Annotated in this window: 29 protein-coding genes; 8 read left to right on the plus strand and 21 right to left on the minus strand. The window is 55.1% G+C overall.

What is annotated here, in order from left to right; translation table 11 throughout:
* Positions 1–227 precede the first annotated feature (227 nt).
* Both KNP74_RS11355 and KNP74_RS11360 read left to right on the plus strand, forming a co-directional pair.
* Entirely contained in the window at positions 228–929 is a 702-nt protein-coding gene (locus KNP74_RS11355) for a peptidoglycan DD-metalloendopeptidase family protein (protein WP_332908946.1), read from the plus strand.
* Positions 930–1133: 204 nt separating this feature from the next.
* The gene (locus KNP74_RS11360) at positions 1134–2309 is read left to right on the plus strand and encodes a sensor histidine kinase (protein ID WP_214764338.1); all 1176 of its coding nucleotides are present in this window, start codon (positions 1134–1136) and stop codon (positions 2307–2309) included.
* A 30-nt stretch (positions 2310–2339) separates the two neighbouring features.
* Here KNP74_RS11360 and KNP74_RS11365 read toward each other — a convergent pair whose 3' ends face one another.
* A complete protein-coding gene (locus tag KNP74_RS11365) occupies positions 2340–3782 on the minus strand; it encodes a carbon starvation CstA family protein (RefSeq protein ID WP_214764339.1) in 1443 nt (480 codons plus the stop codon).
* A 246-nt stretch (positions 3783–4028) separates the two neighbouring features.
* Here KNP74_RS11365 and KNP74_RS11370 point away from each other — a divergent pair, with 246 nt between their 5' ends.
* Entirely contained in the window at positions 4029–4175 is a 147-nt protein-coding gene (locus KNP74_RS11370; protein ID WP_167491745.1) for a hypothetical protein, read from the plus strand.
* Between the two features lie 49 nt (positions 4176–4224).
* Positions 4225–4395 (plus strand): hypothetical protein, encoded by a 171-nt coding sequence (locus KNP74_RS11375; RefSeq protein WP_214764341.1) that lies wholly within the window; start codon positions 4225–4227, stop codon positions 4393–4395.
* A gap of 23 nt (positions 4396–4418) precedes the next feature.
* On the opposite strand, the gene KNP74_RS11380 is transcribed toward KNP74_RS11375, so the two are convergent.
* From KNP74_RS11380 to KNP74_RS11410, 7 genes are all read right to left on the minus strand, one after another.
* Positions 4419–5132, minus strand: coding sequence for a glycerophosphodiester phosphodiesterase (locus tag KNP74_RS11380; RefSeq protein WP_214764342.1), 714 nt, complete (start codon positions 5130–5132; stop codon positions 4419–4421).
* Positions 5104–6417 (minus strand): ABC transporter substrate-binding protein, encoded by a 1314-nt coding sequence (locus KNP74_RS11385; protein ID WP_371816336.1) that lies wholly within the window; start codon positions 6415–6417, stop codon positions 5104–5106. Before KNP74_RS11385 ends, KNP74_RS11380 begins: the two co-directional genes overlap by 29 nt.
* A gap of 12 nt (positions 6418–6429) precedes the next feature.
* Positions 6430–7239, minus strand: coding sequence for a carbohydrate ABC transporter permease (locus KNP74_RS11390; RefSeq protein WP_138858798.1), 810 nt, complete (start codon positions 7237–7239; stop codon positions 6430–6432).
* Positions 7236–8141 carry a carbohydrate ABC transporter permease gene (locus tag KNP74_RS11395; RefSeq protein ID WP_138858797.1) on the minus strand — a complete coding sequence of 302 codons (906 nt, stop codon included), beginning with the start codon at positions 8139–8141 and terminating at the stop codon, positions 7236–7238. Before KNP74_RS11395 ends, KNP74_RS11390 begins: the two co-directional genes overlap by 4 nt.
* On the minus strand, positions 8138–9229 hold the full coding sequence (locus tag KNP74_RS11400) for an ABC transporter ATP-binding protein (protein WP_214764344.1): 1092 nt from the start codon (positions 9227–9229) through the stop codon (positions 8138–8140). Before KNP74_RS11400 ends, KNP74_RS11395 begins: the two co-directional genes overlap by 4 nt.
* On the minus strand, positions 9226–9813 hold the full coding sequence (locus tag KNP74_RS11405) for a glycerol-3-phosphate responsive antiterminator (RefSeq protein ID WP_371815289.1): 588 nt from the start codon (positions 9811–9813) through the stop codon (positions 9226–9228). The genes KNP74_RS11400 and KNP74_RS11405 overlap by 4 nt, the downstream gene beginning before the upstream one ends.
* A 198-nt stretch (positions 9814–10011) precedes the next feature.
* Positions 10012–11499: a cryptochrome/photolyase family protein gene (locus tag KNP74_RS11410; protein WP_214764346.1), complete on the minus strand. Its 1488-nt coding sequence runs from the start codon at positions 11497–11499 to the stop codon at positions 10012–10014.
* Between the two features lie 73 nt (positions 11500–11572).
* Here KNP74_RS11410 and KNP74_RS11415 point away from each other — a divergent pair, with 73 nt between their 5' ends.
* Positions 11573–12199 (plus strand): class I SAM-dependent methyltransferase, encoded by a 627-nt coding sequence (locus tag KNP74_RS11415; protein WP_214764347.1) that lies wholly within the window; start codon positions 11573–11575, stop codon positions 12197–12199.
* A 2-nt stretch (positions 12200–12201) separates the two neighbouring features.
* Here KNP74_RS11415 and KNP74_RS11420 read toward each other — a convergent pair whose 3' ends face one another.
* Entirely contained in the window at positions 12202–12480 is a 279-nt protein-coding gene (locus KNP74_RS11420) for a hypothetical protein (protein ID WP_214756115.1), read from the minus strand.
* 76 nt (positions 12481–12556) lie between these two features.
* On the opposite strand from KNP74_RS11420, the gene KNP74_RS11425 reads away from it, so the two are divergent.
* Positions 12557–13027, plus strand: coding sequence for a GNAT family N-acetyltransferase (locus KNP74_RS11425; RefSeq protein ID WP_214764349.1), 471 nt, complete (start codon positions 12557–12559; stop codon positions 13025–13027).
* Positions 13028–13044: 17 nt separating this feature from the next.
* Here KNP74_RS11425 and KNP74_RS11430 read toward each other — a convergent pair whose 3' ends face one another.
* The 5 genes from KNP74_RS11430 to KNP74_RS11450 form a co-directional block, all read right to left on the minus strand.
* Positions 13045–14094, minus strand: a complete 1050-nt coding sequence (locus KNP74_RS11430) for a C45 family autoproteolytic acyltransferase/hydrolase (protein ID WP_214764350.1) — start codon at positions 14092–14094, stop codon at positions 13045–13047.
* Between the two features lie 63 nt (positions 14095–14157).
* Positions 14158–15897, minus strand: coding sequence for a methyl-accepting chemotaxis protein (locus KNP74_RS11435; protein ID WP_214764351.1), 1740 nt, complete (start codon positions 15895–15897; stop codon positions 14158–14160).
* A 98-nt stretch (positions 15898–15995) separates the two neighbouring features.
* Complete coding sequence (locus KNP74_RS11440; RefSeq protein WP_034779196.1) at positions 15996–16445, minus strand: hypothetical protein; 450 nt, start codon at positions 16443–16445, stop codon at positions 15996–15998.
* 12 nt (positions 16446–16457) lie between these two features.
* Entirely contained in the window at positions 16458–16880 is a 423-nt protein-coding gene (fabZ, locus tag KNP74_RS11445) for a 3-hydroxyacyl-ACP dehydratase FabZ (protein ID WP_021066156.1), read from the minus strand.
* Positions 16881–16893: 13 nt separating this feature from the next.
* Positions 16894–17145: a DNA-directed RNA polymerase subunit beta gene (locus KNP74_RS11450; RefSeq protein WP_138858789.1), complete on the minus strand. Its 252-nt coding sequence runs from the start codon at positions 17143–17145 to the stop codon at positions 16894–16896.
* A gap of 207 nt (positions 17146–17352) precedes the next feature.
* Here KNP74_RS11450 and mscL point away from each other — a divergent pair, with 207 nt between their 5' ends.
* Positions 17353–17730: a large-conductance mechanosensitive channel protein MscL gene (mscL, locus tag KNP74_RS11455; protein WP_214711115.1), complete on the plus strand. Its 378-nt coding sequence runs from the start codon at positions 17353–17355 to the stop codon at positions 17728–17730.
* A 27-nt stretch (positions 17731–17757) separates the two neighbouring features.
* Here the strand turns inward: mscL and KNP74_RS11460 are convergent, their stop codons facing one another.
* The 4 genes from KNP74_RS11460 to KNP74_RS11475 form a co-directional block, all read right to left on the minus strand.
* Positions 17758–18855, minus strand: a complete 1098-nt coding sequence (locus tag KNP74_RS11460) for a glycerate kinase (protein WP_251130171.1) — start codon at positions 18853–18855, stop codon at positions 17758–17760.
* A gap of 64 nt (positions 18856–18919) precedes the next feature.
* Complete coding sequence (locus tag KNP74_RS11465) at positions 18920–19699, minus strand: flagellar hook-basal body protein (RefSeq protein ID WP_214764352.1); 780 nt, start codon at positions 19697–19699, stop codon at positions 18920–18922.
* Between the two features lie 11 nt (positions 19700–19710).
* Positions 19711–20484, minus strand: coding sequence for a flagellar hook-basal body protein (locus KNP74_RS11470; protein ID WP_214764353.1), 774 nt, complete (start codon positions 20482–20484; stop codon positions 19711–19713).
* 121 nt (positions 20485–20605) lie between these two features.
* A complete protein-coding gene (locus tag KNP74_RS11475) occupies positions 20606–22537 on the minus strand; it encodes a sensor histidine kinase (protein ID WP_214764354.1) in 1932 nt (643 codons plus the stop codon).
* Positions 22538–22880: 343 nt separating this feature from the next.
* Here KNP74_RS11475 and KNP74_RS11480 point away from each other — a divergent pair, with 343 nt between their 5' ends.
* The gene (locus KNP74_RS11480) at positions 22881–23159 is read left to right on the plus strand and encodes a hypothetical protein (protein ID WP_251129191.1); all 279 of its coding nucleotides are present in this window, start codon (positions 22881–22883) and stop codon (positions 23157–23159) included.
* Between the two features lie 37 nt (positions 23160–23196).
* Here KNP74_RS11480 and KNP74_RS11485 read toward each other — a convergent pair whose 3' ends face one another.
* The 3 genes from KNP74_RS11485 to murA all read right to left on the minus strand — a co-directional run bounded on the left by KNP74_RS11485 (position 23197) and on the right by murA (position 26461).
* On the minus strand, positions 23197–23958 hold the full coding sequence (locus tag KNP74_RS11485) for an SDR family oxidoreductase (RefSeq protein ID WP_214711111.1): 762 nt from the start codon (positions 23956–23958) through the stop codon (positions 23197–23199).
* Between the two features lie 137 nt (positions 23959–24095).
* Positions 24096–25082 (minus strand): rod shape-determining protein, encoded by a 987-nt coding sequence (gene mreB / locus KNP74_RS11490; RefSeq protein ID WP_021066145.1) that lies wholly within the window; start codon positions 25080–25082, stop codon positions 24096–24098.
* 77 nt (positions 25083–25159) lie between these two features.
* Positions 25160–26461, minus strand: coding sequence for a UDP-N-acetylglucosamine 1-carboxyvinyltransferase (gene murA / locus KNP74_RS11495; protein WP_029594691.1), 1302 nt, complete (start codon positions 26459–26461; stop codon positions 25160–25162).
* Positions 26462–26605: the final 144 nt, after the last annotated feature.

The raw sequence follows: 26605 nt of genomic DNA on the forward strand, positions 1-26605 counted from the left end.
GGCATATATTCTTTTACCAACAAAACGTTGTACGTCTCAATTACGTTGGTACAACTCGACTTTTCCCACTACACTGTCGTTTTCATAACAATTATACTTTTTTGAAATATAAATGACATATTAAAATCTATTTTTTGATGGTAAAATTTTTTTGTAAGGTAATTATCATTGTTCTGTCGCATTGTTACATAATTGAAAGGATTTACCATACTATGAAAAAACAACTGATGACGATTACATTAGGCGCCCTTCTTGTTTCCGGCTTAACACTTCCCGCTTCGACACCGGTAGAGGCAGCTACATCGTATAAAGTCAAAGTCACGACGAATGTCCTGAACGTGCGGAGCGGCCCATCGACGTCTTACCAAAAAGTCGGCAGTGCCAAACTCGGCCAAACGTTCACCTATCTCGGCGCGACCGGTTCATGGACGAAAATCAATTATAACGGCAGTACAAAATACGTCTCGAGTACATATGTAAAAAAATATAGCAGCACATCACTCCAAACGGCGACAGCGGGCAAGCTCCTCATGCCGACAAAAGGTACGTTGACGCAAGGGTACGGCCCGGCGAGCGGAAAATATGGCTACACGTTCCATAACGGCATCGATTTGGCGGCCGCCAAAGGCACGACGGTCCAATCGGCAGCATACGGCCAAGTCATCGTCGCCCGGAACTACGGCGCCTACGGCAACCACGTCATGGTTTCACACACGATCAACGGTCAAGCCTATACGACCGTCTACGCCCACTTGGACCGCTTGAACGTCGTCAAAGGACAGAAGGTCGCCAAGGGTGGGAAAATCGGTACGGTCGGCAACACCGGCAACTCGTTCGGGAACCATCTCCACTTCGAGGTCCATAAAAACAAATACGTCTATAGCAGCTCGACGGCTGCCAATAGCGTCAACCCATACACGTTCTTCTAAGCCTGACGCCTTCCTCGCATCCTCGAGGGAGGCGTTTTTTCCTAGAATCGAGACCGAATCGTCCAAGTGTCCCGATCATGACCGGTTTTTAGCTAGGCCTATGGATGGTATAGGGAATTAAGCCGGAATATCGTATAATGAATGGGAATGCTACGCACTTACTTACTTTCATAATATAACCTTTGATGGAAAGGAGGTTCTCTCATGAATCGAAAGTCATTTTATCCGGCACGGCGAAATCATGGACGGTCCGCGAGCAGTCGATCCGTCGTGACGAAGCGCGCCCGCTCCCCTCACGCCTTCCCGATTGCCTCGCTCGTCGAAGAGGTGCAGGATGCCGTCTGCTATATCGACTTCACACGGAACCATCTGTATTCGAATGAACAGCTCCGTGCCATCTGTCCGTCGATGGAGACCCGTCGCTTTCCAAGCATGGACGATATGACCCGTTTCTTTTATGAGACGCTCGAGCGGAACGGGGCCGATATGACCGACGTGACGCTGTTTTGGGATGAGCTGTTGACGAACCGGTTCGGCTGTTGCCCGAGCATGGATGCGAAGTCGCTCCGCATCGGCGAGCGGACGATGCAAGTCATTTCGAACTTCACGCACACCCCGCGTGGCGTGTTCATCATGTGGCGCGACATCACCGACTCGATCCGATTCGAGGAACAGAAGGATGCCTTCCTCGCCGAGCTGTCCCACGAGTTCCGCTCCCCGCTCACAGCCATCAACGGCTACGCCGAACTGCTCATGTACCAGCATAGCGACAACGACAAGACGCACGGGATGTTGACGCTCGTCAAACGGGAAGCCGAGCGGCTCGAACGCCTCGTGGACAACTTCCTCGACTATCAGCGGGTGAACTATTCCGAAGAACTGTTATCGATGTCGACGTTCGCCTTGCGACCGGTGCTAGAGGACGTCGTCGCCCACTACAAGGCGACGTCTCCCCAGCACGACGTCATCTTGTCAGCCGACGACGTGACGATCGAGGCCGACGAGGAAAAACTGTTGCAGTTGCTTCACAACTTGATTGGCAACGCTATTAAGTACTCTCCGGACGGCGGCACGGTCTATGTCGAGATGACGACCGAGGGCGACACGTACGTCCTGTCGGTACGGGACACGGGGATCGGCATCCCGAGCGACGCCATCCCGTACGTGTTCGACGAATACTACCGAGTCGACTCGGACGCCCACCGTCCGATCAAAGGGACTGGGCTCGGCCTCCGCATCTGCAAACGGATCGCCGAGGCACACGGCTGGGGCATTCACGCCGACTCGGTGTACGGAGAAGGGACAACGTTCTCCATCTATCTGTATTCCCACAGCACAACGAGTACGACGCTACTCACGGAACAAGAGACAACCGACTAAAAAGGGTCTGGCCGAGGCCAAACCCTTTTGTCATGCTGCTTGATCGCTTGATATGTCGCACTCGAGCCCTTGTTCGCGCATCGCTTTCGCGTGGCGGAAGAACAAGCCGAACAGTGTGACCGTGCCGATTGTGGCCAAAATATACGGGAGCACCCCGTCCATCTTGAAGCCGATCGGAGCCGTCAAAATGTAGAACCAGACGACATACAACATGAACGTCCCGGGCAACAAGGCGATCCAGTAGTTCCGTCCTTTGATATACAAGTACGTCGCACCGACGAACAAAGCGATGACCGCCGTCGTCTGGTTGGCCCAGTTGAAGTATTGCCACAACAGACGGAAGTCGACTTTCGTCAAGATGAACGACAGGACGAAGAGCGGGAGCGCGATCCACAACCGTGACGTGAACTTCTTCTGGACGATGTTCAAGTAGTCGGCGATGATCATGCGGGCACTCCGGAACGCCGTGTCGCCCGACGTGATCGGCAAGACGATGACGCCGAGGATGGCGAGCGTGCCGCCGATGCTACCGAGCATGAGCGTCGCCACTTCTTGGACGACGAGCGCCGGCGTACCGGCATTGATCATGGCGAGCAGTTCACCCGGTTCGAAGATGGCCATGGCGGCAGCCGCCCAGATCATGGCGATGACCGCTTCGACGATCATCATGCCGTAAAAAATGCTGCGACCGTTGCTCTCTTTCATCGTCGTCCGCGAGATGATCGGTGACTGCGTGGCATGGAAGCCTGACAGTGCCCCGCACGAGATCGTGAAGAAGATGAGCGGCCAGAGCGGCAAGCCGTCCGGATGCATGTTCGTCAACGTCATCTCCGGGATTTGATAGCCTTGCGTGAATAGACTGACGGCGATGCCGACGGCGCTCAACAAGAGAAGCGCCCCGAAGAACGGATAGATGCGGCCGATGATTTTATCGACCGGGAGCAGTGTCGCCAAGATGTAGTAGGCAAAGATGCCGAACGTGACGATGGCGAGCGTCGAGCCGGTGCCGTCGAACAAGTTGTTAATCATATTGGCCGGTGACGTGACGAACACGGTCCCGACTAAGAGCAGCAAGAGCAACGCGAAGCCGTTGACGACGTGGCGGAGCGACCGACCGAGGAACTTCTCGGCGAGCTGCGGCAAGTGCGCCCCGTTGTTACGAAGCGAGATCATCCCGGTCAAATAGTCATGTACCGCGCCGGCGAAGATTGAACCGAGCACGATCCACAGGAATGCGACCGGGCCATACAAGGCGCCCATGATCGGACCGAAGATCGGACCGACACCGGCGATGTTCAACAGTTGAATCATCGAGTTTCGCTTCGTCCCCATCGGCACGTAGTCGACACCGTCCTGTGACGCATAGGCGGGCGTCGTCCGCTCTTCTTTGATCCCGAACGTCTTCTCGACGTACCGGCCGTAGACGAGATAACCGAGCAATAACAGTCCTAACGCTAAGAAAAATGTAACCATCGGGTGGTCCTCCTATATATAAGTGATTTATGATTTCTTCATGTGAAATATATCACATGATTAATATAGCAGGGTCCTCGTCTGTTGAATAGATGAATTTGCTCACAATTTCACATGAAAATATAACTGTTCATCGTTTAGACAAACGTTGCCGTTGAGCCATTTTTATGAAAACGTTTACTTTTAGAATGAATCGATTCCAAACCGGGAACAGTCGAACAGAGAGAAGCAGAAAGGATGATTTTCATGAAACGTCAACGTGGATTTTTAGCACTCCCGGTCGCCGTCGCTTTTGTCCTCATCTTCGGCTTGTTGTTCGATAACTGGTGGCTCGGACTCGGGATCGGCATCGCGATGTTCTTCGCGTTCCAAGGGACGAAGAAGAAAGCTTGAAACTTTTTGAGGCGACATCCGTACAAATTGGACAAAGGAGGAGTTCTCCATGTCCAATAAACAGACGACCGGCAGCTATGCCTTCCCGCTCGCCCTCGCAATCGGTATCTCGTTAGCCATCGCCCTCGACAACTACTTGATTGGGCTCGCGATTGGCGTCGGGATATATTTCGCTTTTAGTGATTCGCCGAAGAAAGATGAACAGAAAAGAACCCCTTGAGAGTCGTCTCTCAAGGGGTTCTTTCAGTTGATGCGTTGAAACCGCTCGACCTCGTCCGTCATGATGGCGTCGACACCAGTCATGTCCGGCAACTCGCTCGGGTCATTGATCGTGTAGAGACGAAGTGACCGATTTTGTTCGCGGAGCGTCGCCGCCTCCACTGTTCCGGTGAATTCCGGCTGGGCGTGGACGGCCTCGGCCCCGATTCGCTCGACGAACTCGATCAAATTCGGATGCCCATCAGTTGTCAGGACGGCAATCCTCGCCTCACGGGCGATATCCCGCAATCGGATGAGCGTGTCTGGATTGAATGAAGAGAAGACGACACGTTGTTCGAGCTTGAACTCGGTGACGGCGAGCCACGTCAGATACTCGATCCCGTCATAGTCGAACCGGTCCGTCTTCAGCTCGATGTTGAGCGTGACGTCGGTCGGTTCGAGCAAGACGAGCACTTCCTCGAGCGTCGGGATTCGTTCCCCGCTCTCCGTCCGGAGCAAGCGGAGCTGCCGGAGCGTCATATTTTTGACGAAACCGCTCCCGTTCGTCGTCCGGTCGACCGTCTCGTCATGGATGACGACGAGGCGTCCGTCGCGCGTCAATTGGACGTCGAGTTCGATGCCGTCAACATGTGGCAACGCCGCCTTGAACGCGCTTAGTGTGTTCTCGGGATACTTGGCGCTATAGCCGCGATGTGCGTAAATCAACATATCACTGCCCCAAGGTGGAAGTCGTCTCATCGGCCGCGCGCTTCAACGCGTCCTCGACCGATACGCCTTGGTATAGGCTCTCCATCGCATTGACGACGCTTTGACGGGATTGCGGGAACGTCGAGATGAGCGCGCCTTGTGTCGCTGGTGAGGCTGTCGTCTCACTCAATTGATCGACCGTCACTTTCAGTTGTGGATACTCGGCCCACATCTCTTTGACGATCGGCTCGTCATACGCCTCCGGGTTGATGGCGAAGTAGCCCGTCTCGACATGCCATTTGGCCTGTGCTTCTTTAGAGGCCGCATACTTCATGAACTCCCATGCGCCCTGCTTCGTCTCATCGGCGATGCCGTCACCCATCCAAAGCGAGGCCCCGCCGATGATGACACCTTCCCGCTCCGCTTCGTTCGGCACCGGCAAGTACGACGCCCCGACCTCGAAGTCGGCGTTATCCGCGACGGTGCGAATCCCGGCCGACGAGTCGAGATACATGGCGACTTTCCCTGATTGGAAAGCGGCACGCATGTCGTCCCAGTTTTGACCAACGTTCATGAACGTCTTCTCGTCGTACATCTCTTTGATCAAGTTGAAGGCGTTCTGTCCTTCTTCCCCATCGAATACCGCTTTCGTCGGCGCACCGCTGCGCCCGTTGTCGTTATCGACGTAGAGCCCGCCTTGCGCGGCGACGAGCTGTTCAAAGAACCAACCGTAGTTCAGCATCGTGAAGCCGGTCTGGCCGTCGGTCGTCAGTGTCTTCGCCGCCTTCTTCAGTTCATCATACGTCCGCGGCGCTTTCTCCGGATCGAGTCCCGCTTTTTCGAACGCATCCTTGTTGTAGATGAGCACCGGTGTCGACGAGTTGAACGGCATCGAGTACTGCTTGCCGTCGACTTGATAGTAGCTCAAGATGTTCTCTTCCCAGACGCTCGTATCGAAGTCCTCTTTGTCGATGAACTCCTGGACCGGCGTGATTTTGTTCGAGTCGATCATATACTTCGTGCCGACCTCGAACGTCTGCATGATAGCCGGTGCATCTGTCGAACCCGCGACGGCGTTGAACTTCGTCAGCGCCTCTTCATACGTGCCTTGGAACACCGGTTTCACTTCATATTCTTCTTGCGACTCGTTGAAGGCATCGACTTGGTTGTTGAGCGCGGTCTCTAAGTCCCCGCTCATCGCGTGCCAAAACACGACTTCCGTCTTTCCGTCCGTCGTCGTAGTCGCCGCGGCCTCTTCCGCTTCTTGACTGCCACATGCCCCGAGCAACAATACCGAACTAGCCAACCCTGCGAATAATGCTTTCTTTTTCATCATATATTCCCCCTATTATTTGATCGCGCCTTGCGTCAAACCTTCTTGTAACTGCTTTTGTCCTGCGAATAACAGCATCAGCGTCGGGATGATGATCAAGATGACCGCCGCCATGACGACACCCCAATCCGAGGCGACCTCGTTCGACTGCATCTGCTTAATCCCGATTTGCACCGTGCGTGCCTGCTCCGTGTTTGTCACGAGGAGCGGCCATAAGTACATGTTCCATGTTGTCAAGAAGCTATATACCGACAACGTGACGAGCGGTGTCTTCGAGACCGGCAAGACGACGTTCCAAAAGAAACGGAAACGGCTGATGCCGGCGATTTGTGATGCCTCGTACATCTCGTACGGAATCGTCTTGAACTGTTGCCGGAGCAGGAACGTCCCGAACGCGAGCGCGAAGAATGGCACCGACAGCCCCCACACCGAGTTGAGCCAGCCGAGCGACTGAATCGTCAAGAAGTTCGGTACCATCGTCGCTTCCCATGGCACCATCATCGTCGCGAGGAAGAGCATGAAGATGATCCCTTTCCCTTTGAAGTCGATGAAGACGAACGCGAAGGCGGCAAGACTCGACAAGACGACTTGGCCGACCATAACGAGGAGTGCGACGACGAGACTGTTCCATAAGTACGTCATGAGCGGGATCCGCTCGAACGCGGCGACATAGTTGTCGAACGTGACGTCGCGCGGGATGAGGTTCCCTTTCAACACTTCGCTCCCGTCCATCAGGCTGATCGAGAACGCGTAGGCAATCGGGAACAGCATGACGACGACGCTCAAGACGAGGAGCGTATACGTGACTACTTTCCGGAGCGTCATTGGTAATGCACCTTCCTTTCGACGAGCTTGAACTGGAGCCACGTCAACAGGAGGACCGTCAAGAACAAGAGCACGGCCTGCGCACTCGCCCCGCCGACGTTATAGTTGATGAACGCGTCCTTATAGATGGCGTAGACGATGACGTTCGTCGAGTTCGTCGGGCCGCCTTTCGTCAGCAAATCGATTTGTCCGAACGTCTGGAACGCATTGATGAGCGAGATGATGCCGACGAAGAAGAGCGTCGGGGATAACATCGGGATCGTGATGGCCCGGAGCTGGGTCCAATATCCGGTCCCGGCGATGTCCGCACTCTCATACAATGTCCGGTCGATGTTTTGCAGCCCGCCGAGGAGAATCAAGAACGTGAAGCCGATATTCATCCAGACGGTCGCGAGCGACACGGATAGAAGCGCGTACTGCGGGTCAAGTAGCCACTGCACCCCGCTTGCCCCAACCGCTTCCAAGAAGCGATTGAAGATACCGATCGACGGGTTGTACATGAACATCCAAATGACGGATGAGGCTGCGACGCTCATCCCCATCGTCGCCGAGAACGCTGTCCGGAAGATGCCAATCCCGCGCAGCTTCTCGTTGGCGAGGAGCGCCAGACCGAGCGCGATGATGATCGTGAGTGGGACGGTCAACAGGACGAAGCCGACCGTCGCCTGGATGCTCTGCCAAAACGAGGCGCTCGTGAACAGTTTGGCGTAATGTTCGCCGCCGACGTAACTGAGTGGCGTCCCTTGCGTGTCCGTTTGAAAGAAACTCAAGTAAATCGTCCGGAACAACGGATAGACGAGAAAGATCCCAAATAACGCGATCGACGGGGACAAGTAGAGGAGTCCGCTCGTCGCGTCTGATAATCGGGTCCAGACGCGTTGTCTCGGAAGGGCGACCGTCATTGGAACACCTCCAACGCCTCGAACAGTTTCGGTTGCCGCGGTTCGATGCGATTCCCCGTCGCATCAAACAGTGACATCTGTTTCGGGTCGACGTAACAGGCAATCTTCTCCCCAATCGCGAGCGGCCATTGTCCGGGCCATTTGGCGAGCCACTCGACGCCGCCCATGTCAAAGGCGAGAATCGTCTCCGTGCCGAGCACTTCGATATTTTTCAGTTCGGCGTAGAACGTGATCTCGTCTTTCGCCGGCGTGATTTGTTCCGGCCGGATGCCGAGCGTCGCCGTATCTTCTCGCGTCAGCGTGTTCGGGTGGAATAGACGCCCGTCCGAGGCGACCCAGCCCTTGTCACTCCGTTGCACCGGCGTCAAATTCATCGGCGGTGACCCGATGAACGAGGCGACGAACGTGTTCGCCGGCTTATTGTACAAATCGAGCGGTTGACCGACTTGTTGGACCTGGCCATCGTTCAACAGCATCATCCGGTCGGCCATCGTCATCGCCTCGACTTGGTCGTGCGTGACGTAAATCATCGTCAGCTTGAGCTTGCGTTGCAGCTGCCGGATCTCCGAGCGCATCTTGGCCCGAAGTTTCGCGTCCAAGTTCGAGAGCGGCTCGTCCATGAGGCAAATCGGCGACTCGGTGACGATGGCCCGGGCCAAGGCGACCCGTTGCCGTTGCCCGCCCGACAGTTCGCGCGGCTTCCGCTTCAAATAGTCCGTCAGTCCGAGCGTCTCAGCCGCTTCCAAGCAACGTTCGCGCTGCTCGAGCTTCGTCAGTCCTTTCGTATGTAACCCGAACGTGATGTTTTTCTCGACGGTCATGTGCGGATAGAGCGCATAGTTTTGGAATACCATCGATAGTTGCCGCTCGATCGGTTTCAGTTCGTTCGCTGCGACGCCGTCGATGCGGAGCGTCCCGCTCGTGATCGACTCGAGCCCGGCGATCATCCGGAGCATCGTACTCTTGCCGCATCCCGACGGTCCGACGAGGGCGAAGAATTCACCGGCCTCGATCGTCACGTCGATGCCACGGATGACTTCCGTCTCGTCGTATGACTTTTTGATATTCTGCAGTTGAATCGATTTCATATGATATCCTCCTTCATTCCTTGCGACGCCCAAAGCCGCTCGTCCCCGGTCGAGACGGCGAACGCCCCGTGAGCGAGTGCTTCATGCACGTGAATCGGTTTCCGGATCATCCCGCCCGTCACAATCGGCAGCGAGACGTGTTCCGCGACGTGCTCGATGACACTCGGGATGAGACCCGGCATCAGTTCGAGCGCGTCCGGCTGTTGGTCTTTCGCCATCTTGATGCCTGAGGTGATGGCGTCCGAGTCGACGAGGAACAGGCGCTGCACCGTCATCAGGCCGGCCCGTTTGGCGTGTTGGATGACAGACGCCTTCGTCGTCACAATCCCATCGGCGCCGACCCGTTTCGCCAAATAGTCGATGCCGTCCCGGTCGAGGCTGATGCCGTTAATGCGTTCGGCGTGCAGGAACACGGTCCGATTCTCACGCTTCAAATGGGCGACGTAGCGGTCGAGCGTGCTGAGCGTCCCCATCATGAGGAACGTCGTCGTCACGTCCGACTGCAGGAACTTCTCGAGTTGTTTCGGTGATTTGATGGAGGCGATCATCTTCTCTTGTCCGATCGTGCGAAGTGTTTCATTCACTTGAATCATCCTTCCCTAAAAAAGGACCAACAGAAACAGGACGTCATCGACGTACGGGCTTCTGTTGGTCTCTCGAATGTTCTACCGGTTGCTATTCACTTGGCATGAGGGGGTCTCACAAGTCATATCGTACCGGATGAATGTAAAGCTTCCGTGAAGCTCGTGCAAAAGTTTGTGAAGCCGACGTAAAAAAACGACTCATAATGAGTCGGTGTCGTCGAGCGTCTGTCTCGCTTTCGCCAAGATGTCGGCTTTGACGGCATCATCCCGGCCTTGCCAGTTGCGGATCATCATCTTCATGCGCTGGTTCTTTTCGAACCGCTCCTCGTGCTTGTCGATGAAGTTCCAATAGAGGGCGTTGAACGGACAGGCGTCGTCTTCGGTCGTGTGTTTCGGGTTATACTTGCAGCCTTTGCAGTAGTCGCTCATCCTATCGATATACTTTCCCGAGGCGATATACGGCTTCGTCGCCAGCTTCCCGCCGTCGGCATGGAGCGCCATCCCGAGCACGTTCGGCAAGACGACCCAATCGTAGGCGTCGATATACATCTCGTTGAACCAGTCGCTCGTCTGTTGCGGCGATACCTCGAACAGTGTCGCAAAGTTCCCGAGCACCATGAGGCGCTGGATGTGATGATTGTGCGCCTTCTCGATGACCGGTTTCACGCTCTGATGGATGCAGTTCATGTCCGTCTCGGCGTCCCAAAAATAGTGCGGCAAGTCGCGCTCATGCTTGAACGTGTTGACCGACTCGTATCCCGGCATCGAGGCCACGTAGACAGCACGCATATATTCCCGCCAGCCGAGGATTTGGCGGACGAATCCTTCGACCGAGGCGAGTGGCGCGTCCGACTCCAACGCTGCCTGGACGACCACATCCGGAGTCAACAGTCCGATGTTGATTGAAGACGATAACAGGCTATGCGACATGTCCTGATTGTCTGTCAGCATCGCGTCTTGATACGGACCGAACGTCTCGAGCCGCTCCTTGATGAACCGTTTCAGTGCCCGGCGTGCCTCACTGCGCGTCACCGGCCAGACGAACGGGGTGATGTCGCCCCGATGGTCGGTGAAATCTCGCTCTACTTTTTCAATGACGTTTTTTGTGATGGCGTCAGGTCGGAAGTGAATCGGTGCCGGGAACGTCAGCCCATCTTTCGGCGGCTGACGGTTGTCCGCATCGAACGACCATTTACCGCCCTTTGGTTTCCCGTCCTCAAGCAATACCTCGAACCGTTTCCGCATCTGGCGATAGAACCGATCCATCCGCCACGGCACGGCACCAATCGTCTCGACGGCCTCCTGTTTCGTTAAATAGAAGAGCGGCACGTCCGAATGTTCAACGAGTTTGTGTTTCTCCCCAAACTGATGCAACTTCTTCTCCATCGCGGCGTCGGTGACGGCCGTGTAATGGATTTCTTCCGGCTCATATCGTGTGAAGTGGTCGTCCCACGCATCTTGGAACGAGTCGGCCTCGTGATAATCGACCATGTAACCTTTGTCGCGCAGCTCGTCGGCGAAATGACGCATCGCCGAGAAGATGAGGACGAGCTTCTGTTTATGATACTTCCGCCACATCGCCCGAGACGTCGCCTCGATCATGACGATGACGTCATCGTCCTCGATATGACTGAACAGCTCGAGCTCGTGTGACAGTTGATTGCCGAAAATCCAAAACGATCGCATCAATTCAACTCCTCTACTTTATGGGTATGCTACACTCAATCTACAACGGCTTCATTTAGAAAGGAATGGTTCGATGCGCGGGAAACGCCTGCAAACATGGATTGACAGTCAATACGAGAACCCGCGCGGCATCGTCGGGACATACATCGGTGAGAAGATGGTCCGCCAACACCGCGTCGAGGTCGATTGGACGATTGAGCAACTTCAGATTCAACCAAACGACTGCATCCTCGACCTCGGATGCGGCGCTGGGGACGCACTTGCTCGGCTGCTTCAGACGGACGGCACGGTACGTGTGACCGGGCTCGACCGTTCTCCGACCATCGTCCGCTCGGCGCTCCGACGTAATCGCGCGGCCGTCCGCGGACAACGGGCTGCTGTCGTCGAAGGAAACATCGGGACGATTCCGTTCCAAGACGAACAGTTTGACCGTGTCTTCAGCATCCATACGATTTACTTTTGGGAAGACGTACCCGCGGTGCTTGCCGCCATCGACCGTATCCTCAAACCAGGCGGGTCATTCGTCATCACGTACTGTAATGGGAAAGGTGGCGTGAACTGGGACGGTGTCACGGCAATCGTGCGTGAACAGTTGATTCCTGCTGCTTCTGTGCTCGGGTTCATTGACGTCCAAGAACGCCGAGGACCTGACTCGCGAGATTATCATACGGTCGCCGTGACAGGACGAAAGTCAGTCTAACGTCAGCCCCTACTCTTGCGCGTGACTGCTACCCCGCCAAACCCGCTGATGATGGCGATATAGAACCCTAAATCATAGAACCAGCCAGTGTTGTTCACCTCATAGACGCGATACGTGTCATTGAACAATCCTAAAATGAGTGACACCGGGGCAATCCAGCCGTGCCAGACGCCCCAAAAGAATCCGGCCGGGTCGGTCGTGTACGTCCCGTCGCCTGGCACACAGCCGCCGAGGACGAGCATCAAACTGAGCATGATGGCTAATAATCCGATTCGTTTCATCTGAATCCCTCCTGCTATGAGTATTCCCGGTTTTACAGAAAACTGTACCGCCCGACACGCGAATGGAGATGAGACCATGACCCCCTATTCGATTCGACACATTTTTGACCTCAACCATGTCGATTTGACCGACTTGCTTGTCGCCAGTCGTCAAGAAGGCTTTCGCATGCTCGACCGGTTGGTGGATGACTTTCACGACGGACGCAATCGGTTCGATCAACCCGGCGAGTGTCTACTCGGAGTGTTTGACGCCTCTGGCCATCTAGTCGGCATCGGAGGAGTGAATCAAAATCCGTATTCTCCGGGACATCCGGTCGGGCGGTTGAGACGGTTTTACATCTTGCCGGCTTATCGCAGACAAGGTATCGGGAGACATCTCGCGAACGCATTGTTGCTCGAAGCAAAACAGACCTTCCTCACCGTCGTTCTCCGGACATATACGACGCAAGGGGCACAGTTCTATGAATCGCTTGGCTTCATCCCATACGATACCTCGACTACAAGTCACGTGATAAGCTTCAACGAAACAAGCAGCGACTCTTCATGAGCCGCCGCTTGTTTGTGTTACCGCCAAAGTTGGACCGTGTTCGCGAACTCGATATCGGTCGCGATTTCCCCGTCGAGGGCATGTAAATCGAAATCCTTGCCGTCGAGCCACTCCTGAAAATCGAAAATGACAGGGTCGCGGTCGCCACCGAGGGCGAACCACGTCTCGAGCGTCTCCGGGAAGTAAGCCGCCGTGTGAATCGTGCCGGCCCAGCTCTTATACAGCTCCGAGAAGACACCCTTGTCCGAGTCGTTCATGAGTCGGAACGCGCTCTCGGCGTCCTGGACGATATGTTGATACATCTTGATTTCCATCATCCGCCGCGTCGAGTCGTCAAGGTGGTAACGATTCTCATGTTGCAACAGCTCGAAATGGTTCGTACAGATATTCGACTCGCGGACACGAATATCGCGCGGTGTCGCTTCGATGACGCGTGTCTTCGACGACTTGTCGTGGACGACATACGTGAACGAGCCGCGGTGCGGAATCTCTTGAAGCAGATCGACCGCTTCCTCGACCGTGGCGCACGTCTCGAGAATCATTCGGCCGATCATCTGGCAGACGAACCCATCCCCCGGGCGCCGGCGGTTGATAAAGTTATAACCCATGGCGAGCCCTTTCTCGTTCATCCCGTCCATCCGGCCGGTGACACGTGAGACGGGACCGATGACGGCGTAACCCTCATCTGGCTGGAACACGTTATAGCGTCCATCGTACGTCATCGGGTGATAGTCATAGTTGCGGACGAGGAAGTTGTCCCCCGTCAAAATCGAACAGCCGCTGACCGGGTTATTGACCCGGAAATGACCGAAGTGAAGGAGCGTGTCGGCGAGCGTCAACTCGAGCTCGTCCTGCAGACCGAGCAGTTCTTCCCAAATCTTCGGGGCGAACCGGTCGAACGCCTGCTTCGCCTCGCGCTCATCAATCTCAAAGCGCGGGACGCGGAGCTTCCATTGGTCGGTCCGATTCTCGAGCAGTTTGCTGCGCTTAATATAAGTACCTTGAAAACGGCCAAAGTCATAGTGACTGCCGCGAAATTGTGTGAGTTCACTTGAGACACGTTGCATGAAAAAACCTCCCTTGCGCTTAGTATAACGGACGCAACGGAGGTATGTCTGACTTGAGACTGTTTACAACTTGAACTGGCGGCTCATGCGCTGCATGTCCTCGGCCGTGTGCGACAAATCTTTGACGAGCCGGTTCATCGTCTCGCTCGTCGCCGACATTTGTTCGGTCGAGGCGGCCACTTCCTCGTTGCCAGCCGTGCTCTCTTCCGAGATGGACGCGATGTCCGAGAGACCACGTTTGATGTCGTCTTGGTTCGTCTTGACGCGTCCGAGTTGTCCTTGCATCGAGTTCGTCAGGCGCTGCATCTCCCGCACGCTCTGCTCGATCTCATTGAATGCGCGCTTCGTCTCCTCGAGCGTCCGCTTGCCGTCCTCGGCGGCATGCATGCTGTCCGTAAACGTCTCGCCGAGCGCAATCGAGTTTCGTTTGACGCTGCCAACGATTTCCGAGATCTCACTGACCGATCGGGCGACGCTATCGGATAACTTGCGAATCTCGGAAGCGACGACGGCGAAGCCTTTTCCATGCTCCCCGGCACGGGCCGCCTCGATGGCCGCGTTCAAGGCGAGCAAGTTCGTCTGTTCCGAGATTTGTCGGATCATCGTGACGAGCGCCGTCACTTCGTCAGCCTGTTGTTCGAAGTCCTTCACTTGTCCTTGCGACTCGCGCACTTGCAGATGGATGTTCGTCATCTTGCCGACGGCGTCCTCCATCAGTCCAAGCCCTTCGGCCGTCACGCGGCTGACGACTTCCGCTTGCTCGCTCACGCCGTTGCCGTCGTGCGCCGTCTGGTCGACGAGTCCCGAGAACTCGTTCATGTGTCCGTACAGTTTCATCGTGAGCACGCTCTGATTCTCGACACCGCCCGCGATTTCTTCCATCGTGAACGCGATTTGACGCGAGGCATCGTTCACTTCTTCCGAGATACTCGCCACGTTGCCGCTCTCATCGCGCACCGTCTGAGCGGATATTTGTAATCCGGAAATCAAGTCGCGGAGCATTTTTGTCATCTGATCCATCGAGGCGGTAAGCCGCTTGATCTCATCGTTCGCTTTCAACTGGATTTTATCCATCTCACGAGCCGCCGTCGCCAAGTCGCCGCTCGCGATATGGGTTGCGACACGTTCGAGCTCACGGAGCGGTCGGAGTTTCCAGCCAAGGTAGCGCCAGATGATGACCGAGGCGATCCCAAGCAAGATGACGAGTCCGATGAGAATCGGCGGCAAGCTCTCTTCCAACACGTCTTCCGTCACCGCGGCGACGTCACTCGCCCCTTTATCGATTCCAAGGACACCGATCACATCACCGCCTTGTTTGATTGGAACGAGCACGGTCATATAGTCCCCGTACTCTGGATCCTCGACAATCGGTGTCGTGACGGTCCCACCTTCAAACGCCGCTCTCGCATCTGCAAACGACGTCGCTGTCGTCGGCGTTCCGATATCGACCGCGTCGGCCGCGCTCATCCCATCGACGATGATTTGAAGCTCTTCGCCGTCGGCTGCGAGAGTGTACACATACATGGCCCCGATTTGCGTCCGATACGTGTCGAGCTGTTCCCGAAACTGCTCGAACCGTTCATCTTTCGCAGGGTTCTGTAAAAAGGCCGCATACGCTTCCGCGTCAATCGCCTCGCTGATGCGCGCCCCATCCGCCAACAGGACGGCCTGCATCGAGCTCTGCACCGTATGTTTCGTGCTGACGTACTGCAACACGCCGAATGTGACGATGAGTAGCGTGATGAACGCCAACATCATCGCCAAGATTCGTTTCTGCAGTGACTGTGGTTTATTTCGTTTCATGTGATTCCCTCCATTCGTCCTTACTCCTTATATCGGACGACTGTCGCGAAGAGTCCACAAAAAAAACGGATGATTTTCGACAAAAATCATCCGTTCGTTCATTCATTTGTCGAATCTACAACCTCGAGCGGCATCGACACCTCGGCTTCGCCTTCTTCTCCGATATGGAAGAGCGGGAGGGTCTCGGTAACGAATAGGTCAGGGTTCAAATCCGCTTGATAGACGTACGTCCGGACGTCCCCTTCGCGTTCCGCGACAAGTTCACCGAACGGGATTGGGACACGGGTGCCATCGACTTCATAACTGATGATCGTCGTCGGATCGAGGCGACGGTCTTCGAGCATCCGAATCGTGAACAGCATCGTCGAGCTGTTCGTCCGCTCGAGCGAGACCGCAATCGATTCCGATTGACCGGCCCGTTTTTCAATCATCGCATCTTCGACGTCCTGCTCGAACACGACGTTCTCTTCGGCCGGGTCATCTTGCACTTGTTGGCAACCGACGATGGTCGCCAATCCGAGAATCAAGGCAATCACCAATACGCGCATCTCGTTCTCTCCTCACTTCAAGGCGAAAGTGAGTTCCGCTTCACAAGCAACTTCTCCATCGACCGTCGCCACGGCGCGCCCTTTACCGATCGGTCCGCGCACTTTCAAAATCTCGACCTCGAGGCGCAATTGATCGCCCGGGACGACTTGACGTTTGAAGCGACATCCATCGATACCTGCGAAGAACGCGAGCTTGCCGCGGTTCGACTCCTGCTTGAGCATCGCGAACGCGCCGACTTGCGCAAGCGCCTCGACGATCAACACGCCAGGCATGACGTTATAGTCTGGGAAATGTCCATTGAAGAACTCTTCGTTCGCCGTCACATTCTTTAATCCAACGGCCCGTTTGCCTTCTTCGACCTCAAGAATCCGGTCGATGAGCAAAAACGGGTACCGATGCGGAATCACTTCTTTAATCTGTTCAATCGTGTACATGGTTCCACCACCCTTATGATGTTAGCCAAAAATCGGTGATATGGCGCCACGTGTCGATGTTGAACACGTCCTTCCACTCGCCTCCGCCAATCACGCTGTACCCGATGACGGCTCCAATCGCAAGCATCACGAAAGCCAACAACAGGACAACGATGACGCGTAACAAGATTGGGAAACGTCGATGGTTCGATAATCGTTTCCGCTCCGTCCGCTCTTTAGACTCGGTCTGTTCCGAGCCGTTTTGTTCTTCCTTCGCCACGTCCATACATCCTTTCAGCTGAATTAATTATAACATATTAGTACCAGGTAACAAAGCTGTTGCATGAGTTCTATATAAGTGTAACGTATCTACCGTACGTCGAACAAGCGCCCGGCCTAGGGCAAGGGCGACGCTTCTGTGAAAAATACTGTCCGCTTCCATCTATGCTGTGCTATCGTAAGAGTATTCATCTTTTTAGGAGGGTTCATTTTTATGTGGAAAGAATTTAAAGAGTTTGCAATCAAAGGCAATGTAATTGATCTCGCCGTCGCCTTCATCCTCGGGGCCGCCTTCACGGCCATCGTCACGTCGCTCGTCAATGACATCTTCATGCCGTTCCTCGGCATCCTCATCGGCGGCATCGACTTCTCGACGCTCGCGGTGTCGGTGCTCGGCGTGAAGGTGATGTACGGCAACTTCTTGCAAGAAGTCGTCAAGTTCTTCCTCGTTGCCTTCGCCTTGTTCATGATGGTCAAAGTGTTGAACCGTCTGAAACGTGAGAAAGCGGTCGAAGAGACGCCAGAACCAGAACTGTCGCGTGAAGAACAGCTGCTGTCGGAGATTCGCGACCTGTTAAAAGAACGCCCGTAACCAAAAGACGCCTGAACCGACTGCGGTTCAGGCGTCTTTGTCGATTAAGCGGAACGCTCGGCTGACGGCGCTCGTCAAGAGCGGTGCCGCTTGCTGCATCGCCTCCTCGAGCGTCATCACCCGGGAAACGATCGGGAACACGGCCTCGATGCCGACGTCAGGGACGGCGATTAGCTCTGTCTGTCCGGCGAAAACGAGCGTCGGGACCCCGTATGCATGCGCGAGACAGGCCAATCCGTACGGCGCTTTCCCGTGAAGCGACTGTTCATCGAACCGACCTTCCCCGGTGATGAGCCAATCGGCCGTTCGTAACGACTCCTCCAAGTTCGACCACCGTACGGCCTCCTCGATCCCGCTCACGTACACGGCCCCGAGTTGATAGAGCGCGAAGCCGATGCCCCCAGCCGCACCTGCCCCCGGCTTGTTTGTGAAATCACGCTCGAAACAACAGGCGTACGCGGCAAGTAGTTCGTCATAGCGCACGACGTCCTCTGGCGCCAACCCTTTCTGCGGACCGAACACGGCCGCGGCCCCGTCTTGTCCAAGAAGTGGATTCGTCACGTCCGAGGCGATACGCCATTCGACACGATGCGCTTCCGGGAGGAGTCCTGTCCACTCGACTTGCACGACGCGCTCAAGTTGATGCGGGAACGGTCCAATGACATGTCCCATCTCATCGAAGAAGCGGACACCAAGCGCCTCGAGCAATCCCTTTCCCCCGTCGACGGTCGCGCTCCCGCCGAGGCCGACGGTGATGCGTGTCGCCCCGCGCTCGAGCGCATGCCGGATTTGCAAACCCGTTCCGTACGAACTATAGCGCCACGGGTCGAGCGTATCGACGAGTGTGAGCCCGGACGCCTCGGCGACTTCGATGACCGCCTCTCGCGTCCGCTCTGACCATCCATACCGAGCCTGCCGCAACGTCCCGTCAAGCGACAAGACGTCTTGCGTGACAACCTCGGCATGCCGGTGCGTCAAGAGCCACGCATCTAAAAAACCTTCCCCACCGTCTGAAACCGGCACCTCGACGACGTCGTGTCCAGCGAGCGCCTCGCGCACCGCTCGATTCGCCTCTACACTCGTCATCGACCCTTTGAACGAATCCATTGCCACGACGATTCGCATGTCCATCCCTCCTCCTCTTCAGTGTAACGCAAAAACCGCCCTTCCGAGGAAGAACGGCCTGTGATTAACGAAGTGACGTGACGAGCCCCATCATCTGGTCACTCATCGACAACGCCCGTGAATTCATCTGATACGCGCGCTGCGTGATTGTCATATCGGTCATCTCTTTCGTCAAATCGACGTTCGACGATTCGAGCGTGCCTTCAATCAACAGATTGCCGAGTGGACGGTCGATGTCAGCCGCCAAGTCGGCCGCATAGACGTTGTCTCCGAGTGGACGGAGCGCCGACGTGTTACGCACCTCGACGATATCGAGACGGCCAAATTCTTGTTCGACGCCGTTCACGCTGGCGACGACCATCCCGTCTTGACGGACGCGGTGCGCCGTCGCCTCGTTCGGCATGACGATCGGATTGCCGTCCGCACCAAGAAGGGCGTTCCCGTTCACGTCAACGAGCGTCGTCGTGTCACCGACCGACAGCTGCATGTTCCCGCTCCGGGTCAATCCGACACCATTCTCTGTCTCGACAGCGAAGAACTGGCGGCTCGCTTTCAAGAACACATCAAGGCCACGGTCCGTCTTCCGGATTTGGCCGATATTGAACTGTTGACTGATGTCAGCGACGTGGCCGCCAACGCCGATGCGAATCCCGTTCGGCGTGTCACGTCCGACTTCAAGCTCGGCACGCGGTTGATTGTCATATGCCTGCGACAAGAGCGAGGCAAAGTGGGTCTGTTCCCGTTTATAGCCGGCTGTGTCGACGTTAGCGATGTTATGGCCCGTCACGTCAAGTTGGCGCTGAAGTTGGGTGAGCGACGAGACCGAGTTATAAATCGATTGCATGGGCTTCCTCCTTAACGAATCCGAGCGATTTCAATGGCCCGCTCGGCACTCTTGTCATACGCTTGGACGACCTTTTGGTTCGCCTCGAACTGACGGTACGTCGTCATCAAGTCGGCCATCGTCCGATCGAGGTCGACGTTCGCCTCTTCGATGAATCCTTGTTGAAACTGGACGTTCGCTGCTGGCGGTGCGTCTCCGTTGACCCGGTAATCGTTCCCGACTTGCTCAAGTGTTGCCAAGTCATCGATTTGGACGGCACCGAGCGTCGCCACGTTTTGACCGAGTGATGTGATTTGTCCGTCACCCGACAACGTGAACTCACTCGACGGCAATTGAATCCGTTCGCCGGCATCAGAAAGAATGTATCCGCCGTCCGCTGAACGCAAGAAGCGCTCCTCATCGACCGCGAAGCGTCCGTTCGTCGTATAGAGCGTCTCACCGTCCTGTTCGACGGCGAACATGGCGGCACCCGTCGCGTCAGCCGGTACTTTCATATAGACGTCGGTCGGGCTGCCCGTCTCGGAGATGCTGCCCGTCGAGAAACGCGGCATCGTCTCTTGAAGGTAGACACCTGTCGATAACGTGCCGACCTCGCCTCCGACGCGTGAACGCGCATTGCCGGGATGGCTCACTTGGGCGAGCAACATTTCCGGGAACGAGCGGACGACGCCGTTCGACGCCTTGAATCCTGGTGTCCGGACGTTACCGAGGTTATTGCTCAAAATCTCTTGTTGGCGCTGGAGCGCGTTCATCGCGCCCGCCGCCGTATATAATCCGCGTAGCATGGTCGTCTTCCTTTCATCGTTCAAAGTCTTCACTCTGTATATCGTACCAAATGAATGTTTCATTCACCGTTTTTTGAAAAAAAGTAAAAAAACCACTTCACGATGATGAAGTAGTTTTGCATCAAGCGACGATCGGGAGTTCGACCATCATCGTCGTCCCGTTCCCAAGTTCCGAACGGACACTGATTGTTCCGCCGTGCGATTCGATGATCTCTTTACAGATCGCGAGTCCGAGGCCGGTGCCTCCAATATTGCGACTCTGCTCGTTCTGCACACGGTAGAACTTCTCAAACAGTCGTTCGGCATCTGCGGGTGCCACACCCATGCCTTCGTCTTCGATGGCGATCCGGATGACATCGTCCTCGCACGAGACGTTAACGGCGATGTTCCCGCCGTCCGGTGAATATTTAATGGCGTTATTCACGATATTTGAGAACACTTGACGCAGTTGCGCCGGGTCTCCAGACACGCGAATCGTTTCATCGCAGTCGAAATGAAACGCATGCAATTCGGTCGAACCGGCGTGGATTTCGAGGATATCGGACAGCATTTCAAACAAATTCTCGATTTTAAAGTCTTGCTGGCCCTTACCGGCTTCCATTTTCTGCACGTCAAGCAAATTGCTGACGAGCCGTTCGAGTCGGGTCGTCTCACTATGGATCATATTCAAGTAGCGTTTCTGCTTCTCTTCGTCGACATGTCGATGCTCAAGCAGTTCGGTAAAGCCAAGAATGGACGTGAGCGGCGTCCGAAGCTCGTGAGAGACCGTGGCGACGAGTTCCGTCTTCAAGCGGTCAATCTCCATCTCTTTCGTAATGTCCCGCGACACAAACATCACACCGAAACGTTCGTCCTGCAGTTCAATCGGTTCGGCGTACATCCGTATGATACGTCTTCCCCCTTGCATCGAGTACGTAAACGTTTCATCGAAGATTCCGCACTGTTTGGCCCGACGCGTGAACCGATTGAGGCCGTCCTGGTCATCGATTTGTTCCATGAACGGTTCGTAGAATGCATCAATCGGATATAGGCTCTGACGGTCTCCGAACGGGAACGGTTGATCATACAGTTCGAACAACGCCTCGTTGGCAAAACGTCGATTCGTGTCTGTCTCTACGAAAACGACGGCATCTCGCATCGTATGGAGAATCCGGGCCGTCTTCTCGCGCTCTTGTTCGAGTTCATTATGTTGACGGATCAACGAGCTCGACATCTCCGTGAACGATTGCGACAATTGCCCGACTTCGTTTTTCATCGGTTCAATCGGAATGAGCGCTGCCTGCGGGTCGACCGCGAGCCGCTCACTGTTCGTGATGAGCGTCTGAAGTTGATTCGTCAAGCGCACGATGTACGGTTGCAAGCTGACGAACAGGATAAACAAGGCACCGAGCAAGATGAGCAACCACATCCATTGGGCTTTTACGAGCTGTTCAGACAGTCGCTCGCGTAGACCCGTCTCTTGATAGTCGAGCTCGGACCGATAATCGGTGAATACGGACTCCATATCGACGATGCTCGCACTCATATCGGCCGCATTTTTCGTGTTCAGTTTGAACCGGGTCTGGGTCGACGATGCATTGCTTGGCATGAGCCGGCCAACCGTCGCCATTTGTAAAAATGGTTCATCGACCACGCCGTTCACTTTGGCGACGACATATCGCTCGAGACCGGGCATGACACGCGTCGTATAAATACTAAAGAGCATACGCGCATCTTCTGCGAAAGTCGCTTCTTCGTTCGTTTCGGCGTTTTGTTCGAACCAGCTCGTCTGGTCATCGATGCGACTCTGGGCTTGTTTCACTTCTGCCAATAGTGCATCTTCTCCGAGCAGAACGTGACCGCGCATCTCGTATTGCATCGACTGCCATGTCTCGAACAAATCGGTCGCCCTTGCTCGTTGTTCACTGATGTGCTCGAGTTCGACTGTCGTTTCGCGGATCGCCTGTTGGGTATAAAAGTATGTGCCGAGTGACGTCAATGTGATTAAGGCGATTAATACGTAAAACACCGTGAGGACTTGGCGGCTAATTCGTTGTTCGATCCAGCGTTTCATATGTGGCCTTCTTTCATATCAGGGATTGATCGGATTGGGCAATACAGTATGTTCGGCTATTCAAAAAAGTCAGTTTCGTGTACGATAAGAAAACATTCATCACTTTTATATGTGAACGAACAGGGTCAGTATATCGTTCGTTTCTCACAAGAAACTCACAAATCATGAAGGGAATATTCAGATGACCCCTAAATCGATTGGGCTGGATTCTGTTGATGGTGATCCTTGCGCTCGGAGGCGGACTAGTCTTGACGCGAGGACAGACGATCGACGATTCTGTCCCCGTCACCCAAGGAACGGCTGATAGTTGTTCGCCCATTTGATTTTCCATCGCGATCAAGTCGTGAACAAATGGCTCATCGCAGAGACGCTCTATCCAGAGATTGACGAACCGCAACGTGCGCTCCACAACGTCTACAATCTCGTCTATCGGTTGAAGAAGACGCTCGCCGAATACGACTTGAGCATCTCGGTCCAAACGATCAACAACGGTTACTCGCTCCACTTGGATGATGCGTGTGCCTGCGATTATCATGACTGGCTGGATGCGAAAGATAAACCGTTCCCGCAAACGGACTTGGCTACCCGGCTCTATGTCGATAAAGATTATACATGGTATTGAATAAGAGCTCTTCCCGACATTGTGGGACAAGCTCTTTTTAGCGTCCGACGAAACCACCGTCGACGTGAAGATGTTGGCCGTTGACCCATGCCCCGTCCGGCCCCACGAGGAAAGCGACGTAACGCGCCGTATCCTCTGGCGTGCCGACACGTCCATGGGGGAAGAGCGGCGCAAGTTGTTCGCGAAGCGCGTCATCAATCCAACCCGAATCGGTCGGACCCGGGTCGAGTGCATTCACGGAAATCCCGTACTGCCCTGCCCCATTGGCCAGTGCTGGCGTGATGGCGATCAACATGCCTTTTGTGGCGATATAGGCCAAGTTGGAAGCATCCGCTCCCCCGGACACCATGAACAAGATGCGTCCGTCCGTATGCCCCGCCTGTTTGTATCGTTCGATGAAGGCAAACGTCAGATCGAGTGTTCCTTCGTTGTTGATGAAATAATGGCGACGTAACGTCTCGGTCGTGAACGTATCGACACTCACGTGCCGCTCATACGTCGCATTGTTGATGAGGCGGCTCGGTGTACCGAGCGCTGCCTCCACGCGATCGAGCAATCCTTTTGCGTCTCCAGACGACAAATCGTACGGTTCATGGGCAACGCGAGCCCCTGATGTCTGTAATTCGTCGATGAAGCTTTCAATAAAGTCCGGTTCCGCTCCGACGCCTTCCGTCCCGTCAAAGGGGCTCCAGTGCGTCAGATACAAGTCATGGCCTGCCGCAGCAAGCTTTCGAGCGACAGCGGCGCCAATACCTTTGCTACGACTGACCCCGGTGATGAGTGTGAGTGGTCGTGTCATTGAGTCCTCCCCTTTCGCGTGCTAGCAAGGCACGTATTGACCCTCCTCCTATCCTCAGTCTATCCATTTATAGGAAATTTGAACAGTCTTGAATGCAAAAAAGGTACGACGCCTGTAGACGTCGTACCTCCCTCTTCTTACTTCAAACGATCCAAGTGCTCCAACATGATGCCCGTGCCATGTGCGACGCTGAGCGTCGGCTCTTCGGCAATCATGACCGGCAACCCGACACGCTCGGCCACGAGCTGGTCGATGCCGTGGAGGAGCGAGCCGCCACCTGTCATGATGATGCCGCGGTCGATGATATCGGCCGCAAGTTCCGGAGGCGTCTGTTCGAGGACGCGCTTCGTCGCTTCGACGATTTCATTCGCCGATTCGGCCATTGCTTCACGGAGTTCTTCCGACGTAATCGTTACCGTACGCGGAAGCCCACGCACCATGTCACGACCACGGATATCCATCGTCTCGTTACGTCCCCCTGGGAAGACCGTCGCAATCTCTTTCTTGATTTGCTCGGCCGTCCGCTCACCGATGACGAGCTTATGCTTGTCCTTGATGGCGCGGAGGATGTCAGTATCGAAACGGTCCCCGGCGATTTTAATCGTTTCACCGCAGACGATATCGCCCATCGAGAGGATGGCAACGTCTGTCGTCCCGCCACCGATGTCGACGATCATATGGCCGACCGGCTTCCAGATGTCCATGCCCGAACCGACCGCTGCTGCCTTCGGTTCTACGGCGAGGAAGACTTCTTTCGCGCCGGCCTTCTCGGCCGCCTCACGGATCGCTTTCGCTTCAACCGGTGTCACGTTTGCCGGTGTACAGATGAGCATGCGGATGCCGCCAAAGAAACCGCGGACTTGGATCTTCTCGACGAAATGGCGAAGCATCTCTTCGGTTGTCGCGAAGTCAGCGATGACCCCATCACGGAGTGGACGGATGGCGACGATGTCACCTGGCGTACGTCCGACCATCTGATACGCTTCCGTTCCGACAGCGAGTACTTTCCCTGTCGAACGCTTGATAGCAACGACGGATGGCTCGTCGAGGACGATGCCTCGACCTTTGACGTGGATGACGACGTTTGCTGTTCCTAAATCAATCCCGATATCTTTTGAAAACATGGTGTGTAGGTTCCTCCGTTCGTTACTTCATTGAAAAGAGCGAGAAGAGTCTCTCCTCGCTCCTATGAGTCTATTAATTAGTTCTTGACCATTTCTTCGGCAACTTCGACGTTACCTTGGATCCGCTCGATATCAGCACCAAGCGCTTGCAATTTCTTGTGGAAGTCGACGTAGCCACGGTCGATGTGGTAGAGATCGCCAACGCGTGTCTCTTCGTCCGCGATGAGTCCCGCGAGGACGAGGGCAGCACCGGCACGAAGGTCAGTCGAGACGACTTCAGCACCTTGGAGGCGAACGCCGCCTTTGATGATCGCCGAGCGTCCTTCGATTTTAATGTCTGCGTTCATACGGCGGAATTCTTCGACGTGCATGAAGCGGTTCTCGAACACTGTTTCGGTGATGACCGATGTGCCGCCAGCTTTTAAGACGAGCGCCATCATTTGTGCTTGGATGTCAGTCGGGAAACCAGGGTGTGGCATCGTCTTCACGTCGACCGGCTTCAACACATCCGGTGCGATGACACGCATGCCTTCCGACGTATCCTCGAACTTGACACCCATTTCTTCCATCTTCGAGATGAGTGGGCGAAGGTGCTCGCGCTCTGCGCCGATGACTTCGATGTCGCCACCTGTGATCGCTCCAGCAACGAGGAACGTACCGGCTTCGATGCGGTCAGGGATGATTGAATGCTCGGCACCATGGAGTTTCTCCACGCCTTCGATTCGAATCGTTTCTGTACCGGCACCGCGGACGTGTGCGCCCATACCGTTCAAGAAGTTGGCAAGGTCGACGATTTCAGGTTCTTTGGCGACGTTCTCGATGACCGTTGTTCCTTCAGCAAGGACTGCCGCCATCATGATGTTCTCTGTCGCGCCGACAGATGGGAAGTCCAAGTAGATCTTCGCACCTTTCAAGCGACCGTCGACCGAAGCTTCGACGAAACCGTTGCCGATGACCGTCTTCGCGCCCATTGCCTCGAAGCCTTTTAAGTGGAGGTCAATCGGACGTGACCCGATCGAGCAACCGCCTGGCATTGCGACACGCGCATGCCCAAGACGAGCAAGGAGAGGACCCATGACAAGGATCGAGGCACGCATCTTGCGGACGTACTCAAGCGGCGCCTCGTCTTTGATTGTGCCCGACGCATCAACAGTGACTTCGTTATTCGCTTCGTCAAACGCAACCTCTGCACCGAGGTGGCGAAGTACTTTGTTAATCGTGTACACATCAGCGAGGCGCGGCACGTTTTGAAGTACCGACTTTCCTTCGCTTGCTAAAAGAGTGGCAACCAATGTTTTGAGTACGGCGTTTTTAGCTCCTTCAACACGCACAGTACCTGACAATTTACGTCCTCCACGGACTACAATCAAATCCTTCATATCTCTCTTTGTCCTCCAACTTCGTTGTTTTTTTGTTTTATACGTCGATATCCGCTACCGGATGTGGTTATGTCGATTACTACGATGGTTTGTAACACGTGACGCTTCATCAGAGAGAAAAATAATAATAAAAGCACTCATGAA

This window comes from Exiguobacterium sp. s141 (genome assembly GCF_018618085.1).
Classification (GTDB): domain Bacteria; phylum Bacillota; class Bacilli; order Exiguobacteriales; family Exiguobacteriaceae; genus Exiguobacterium; species Exiguobacterium mexicanum_A.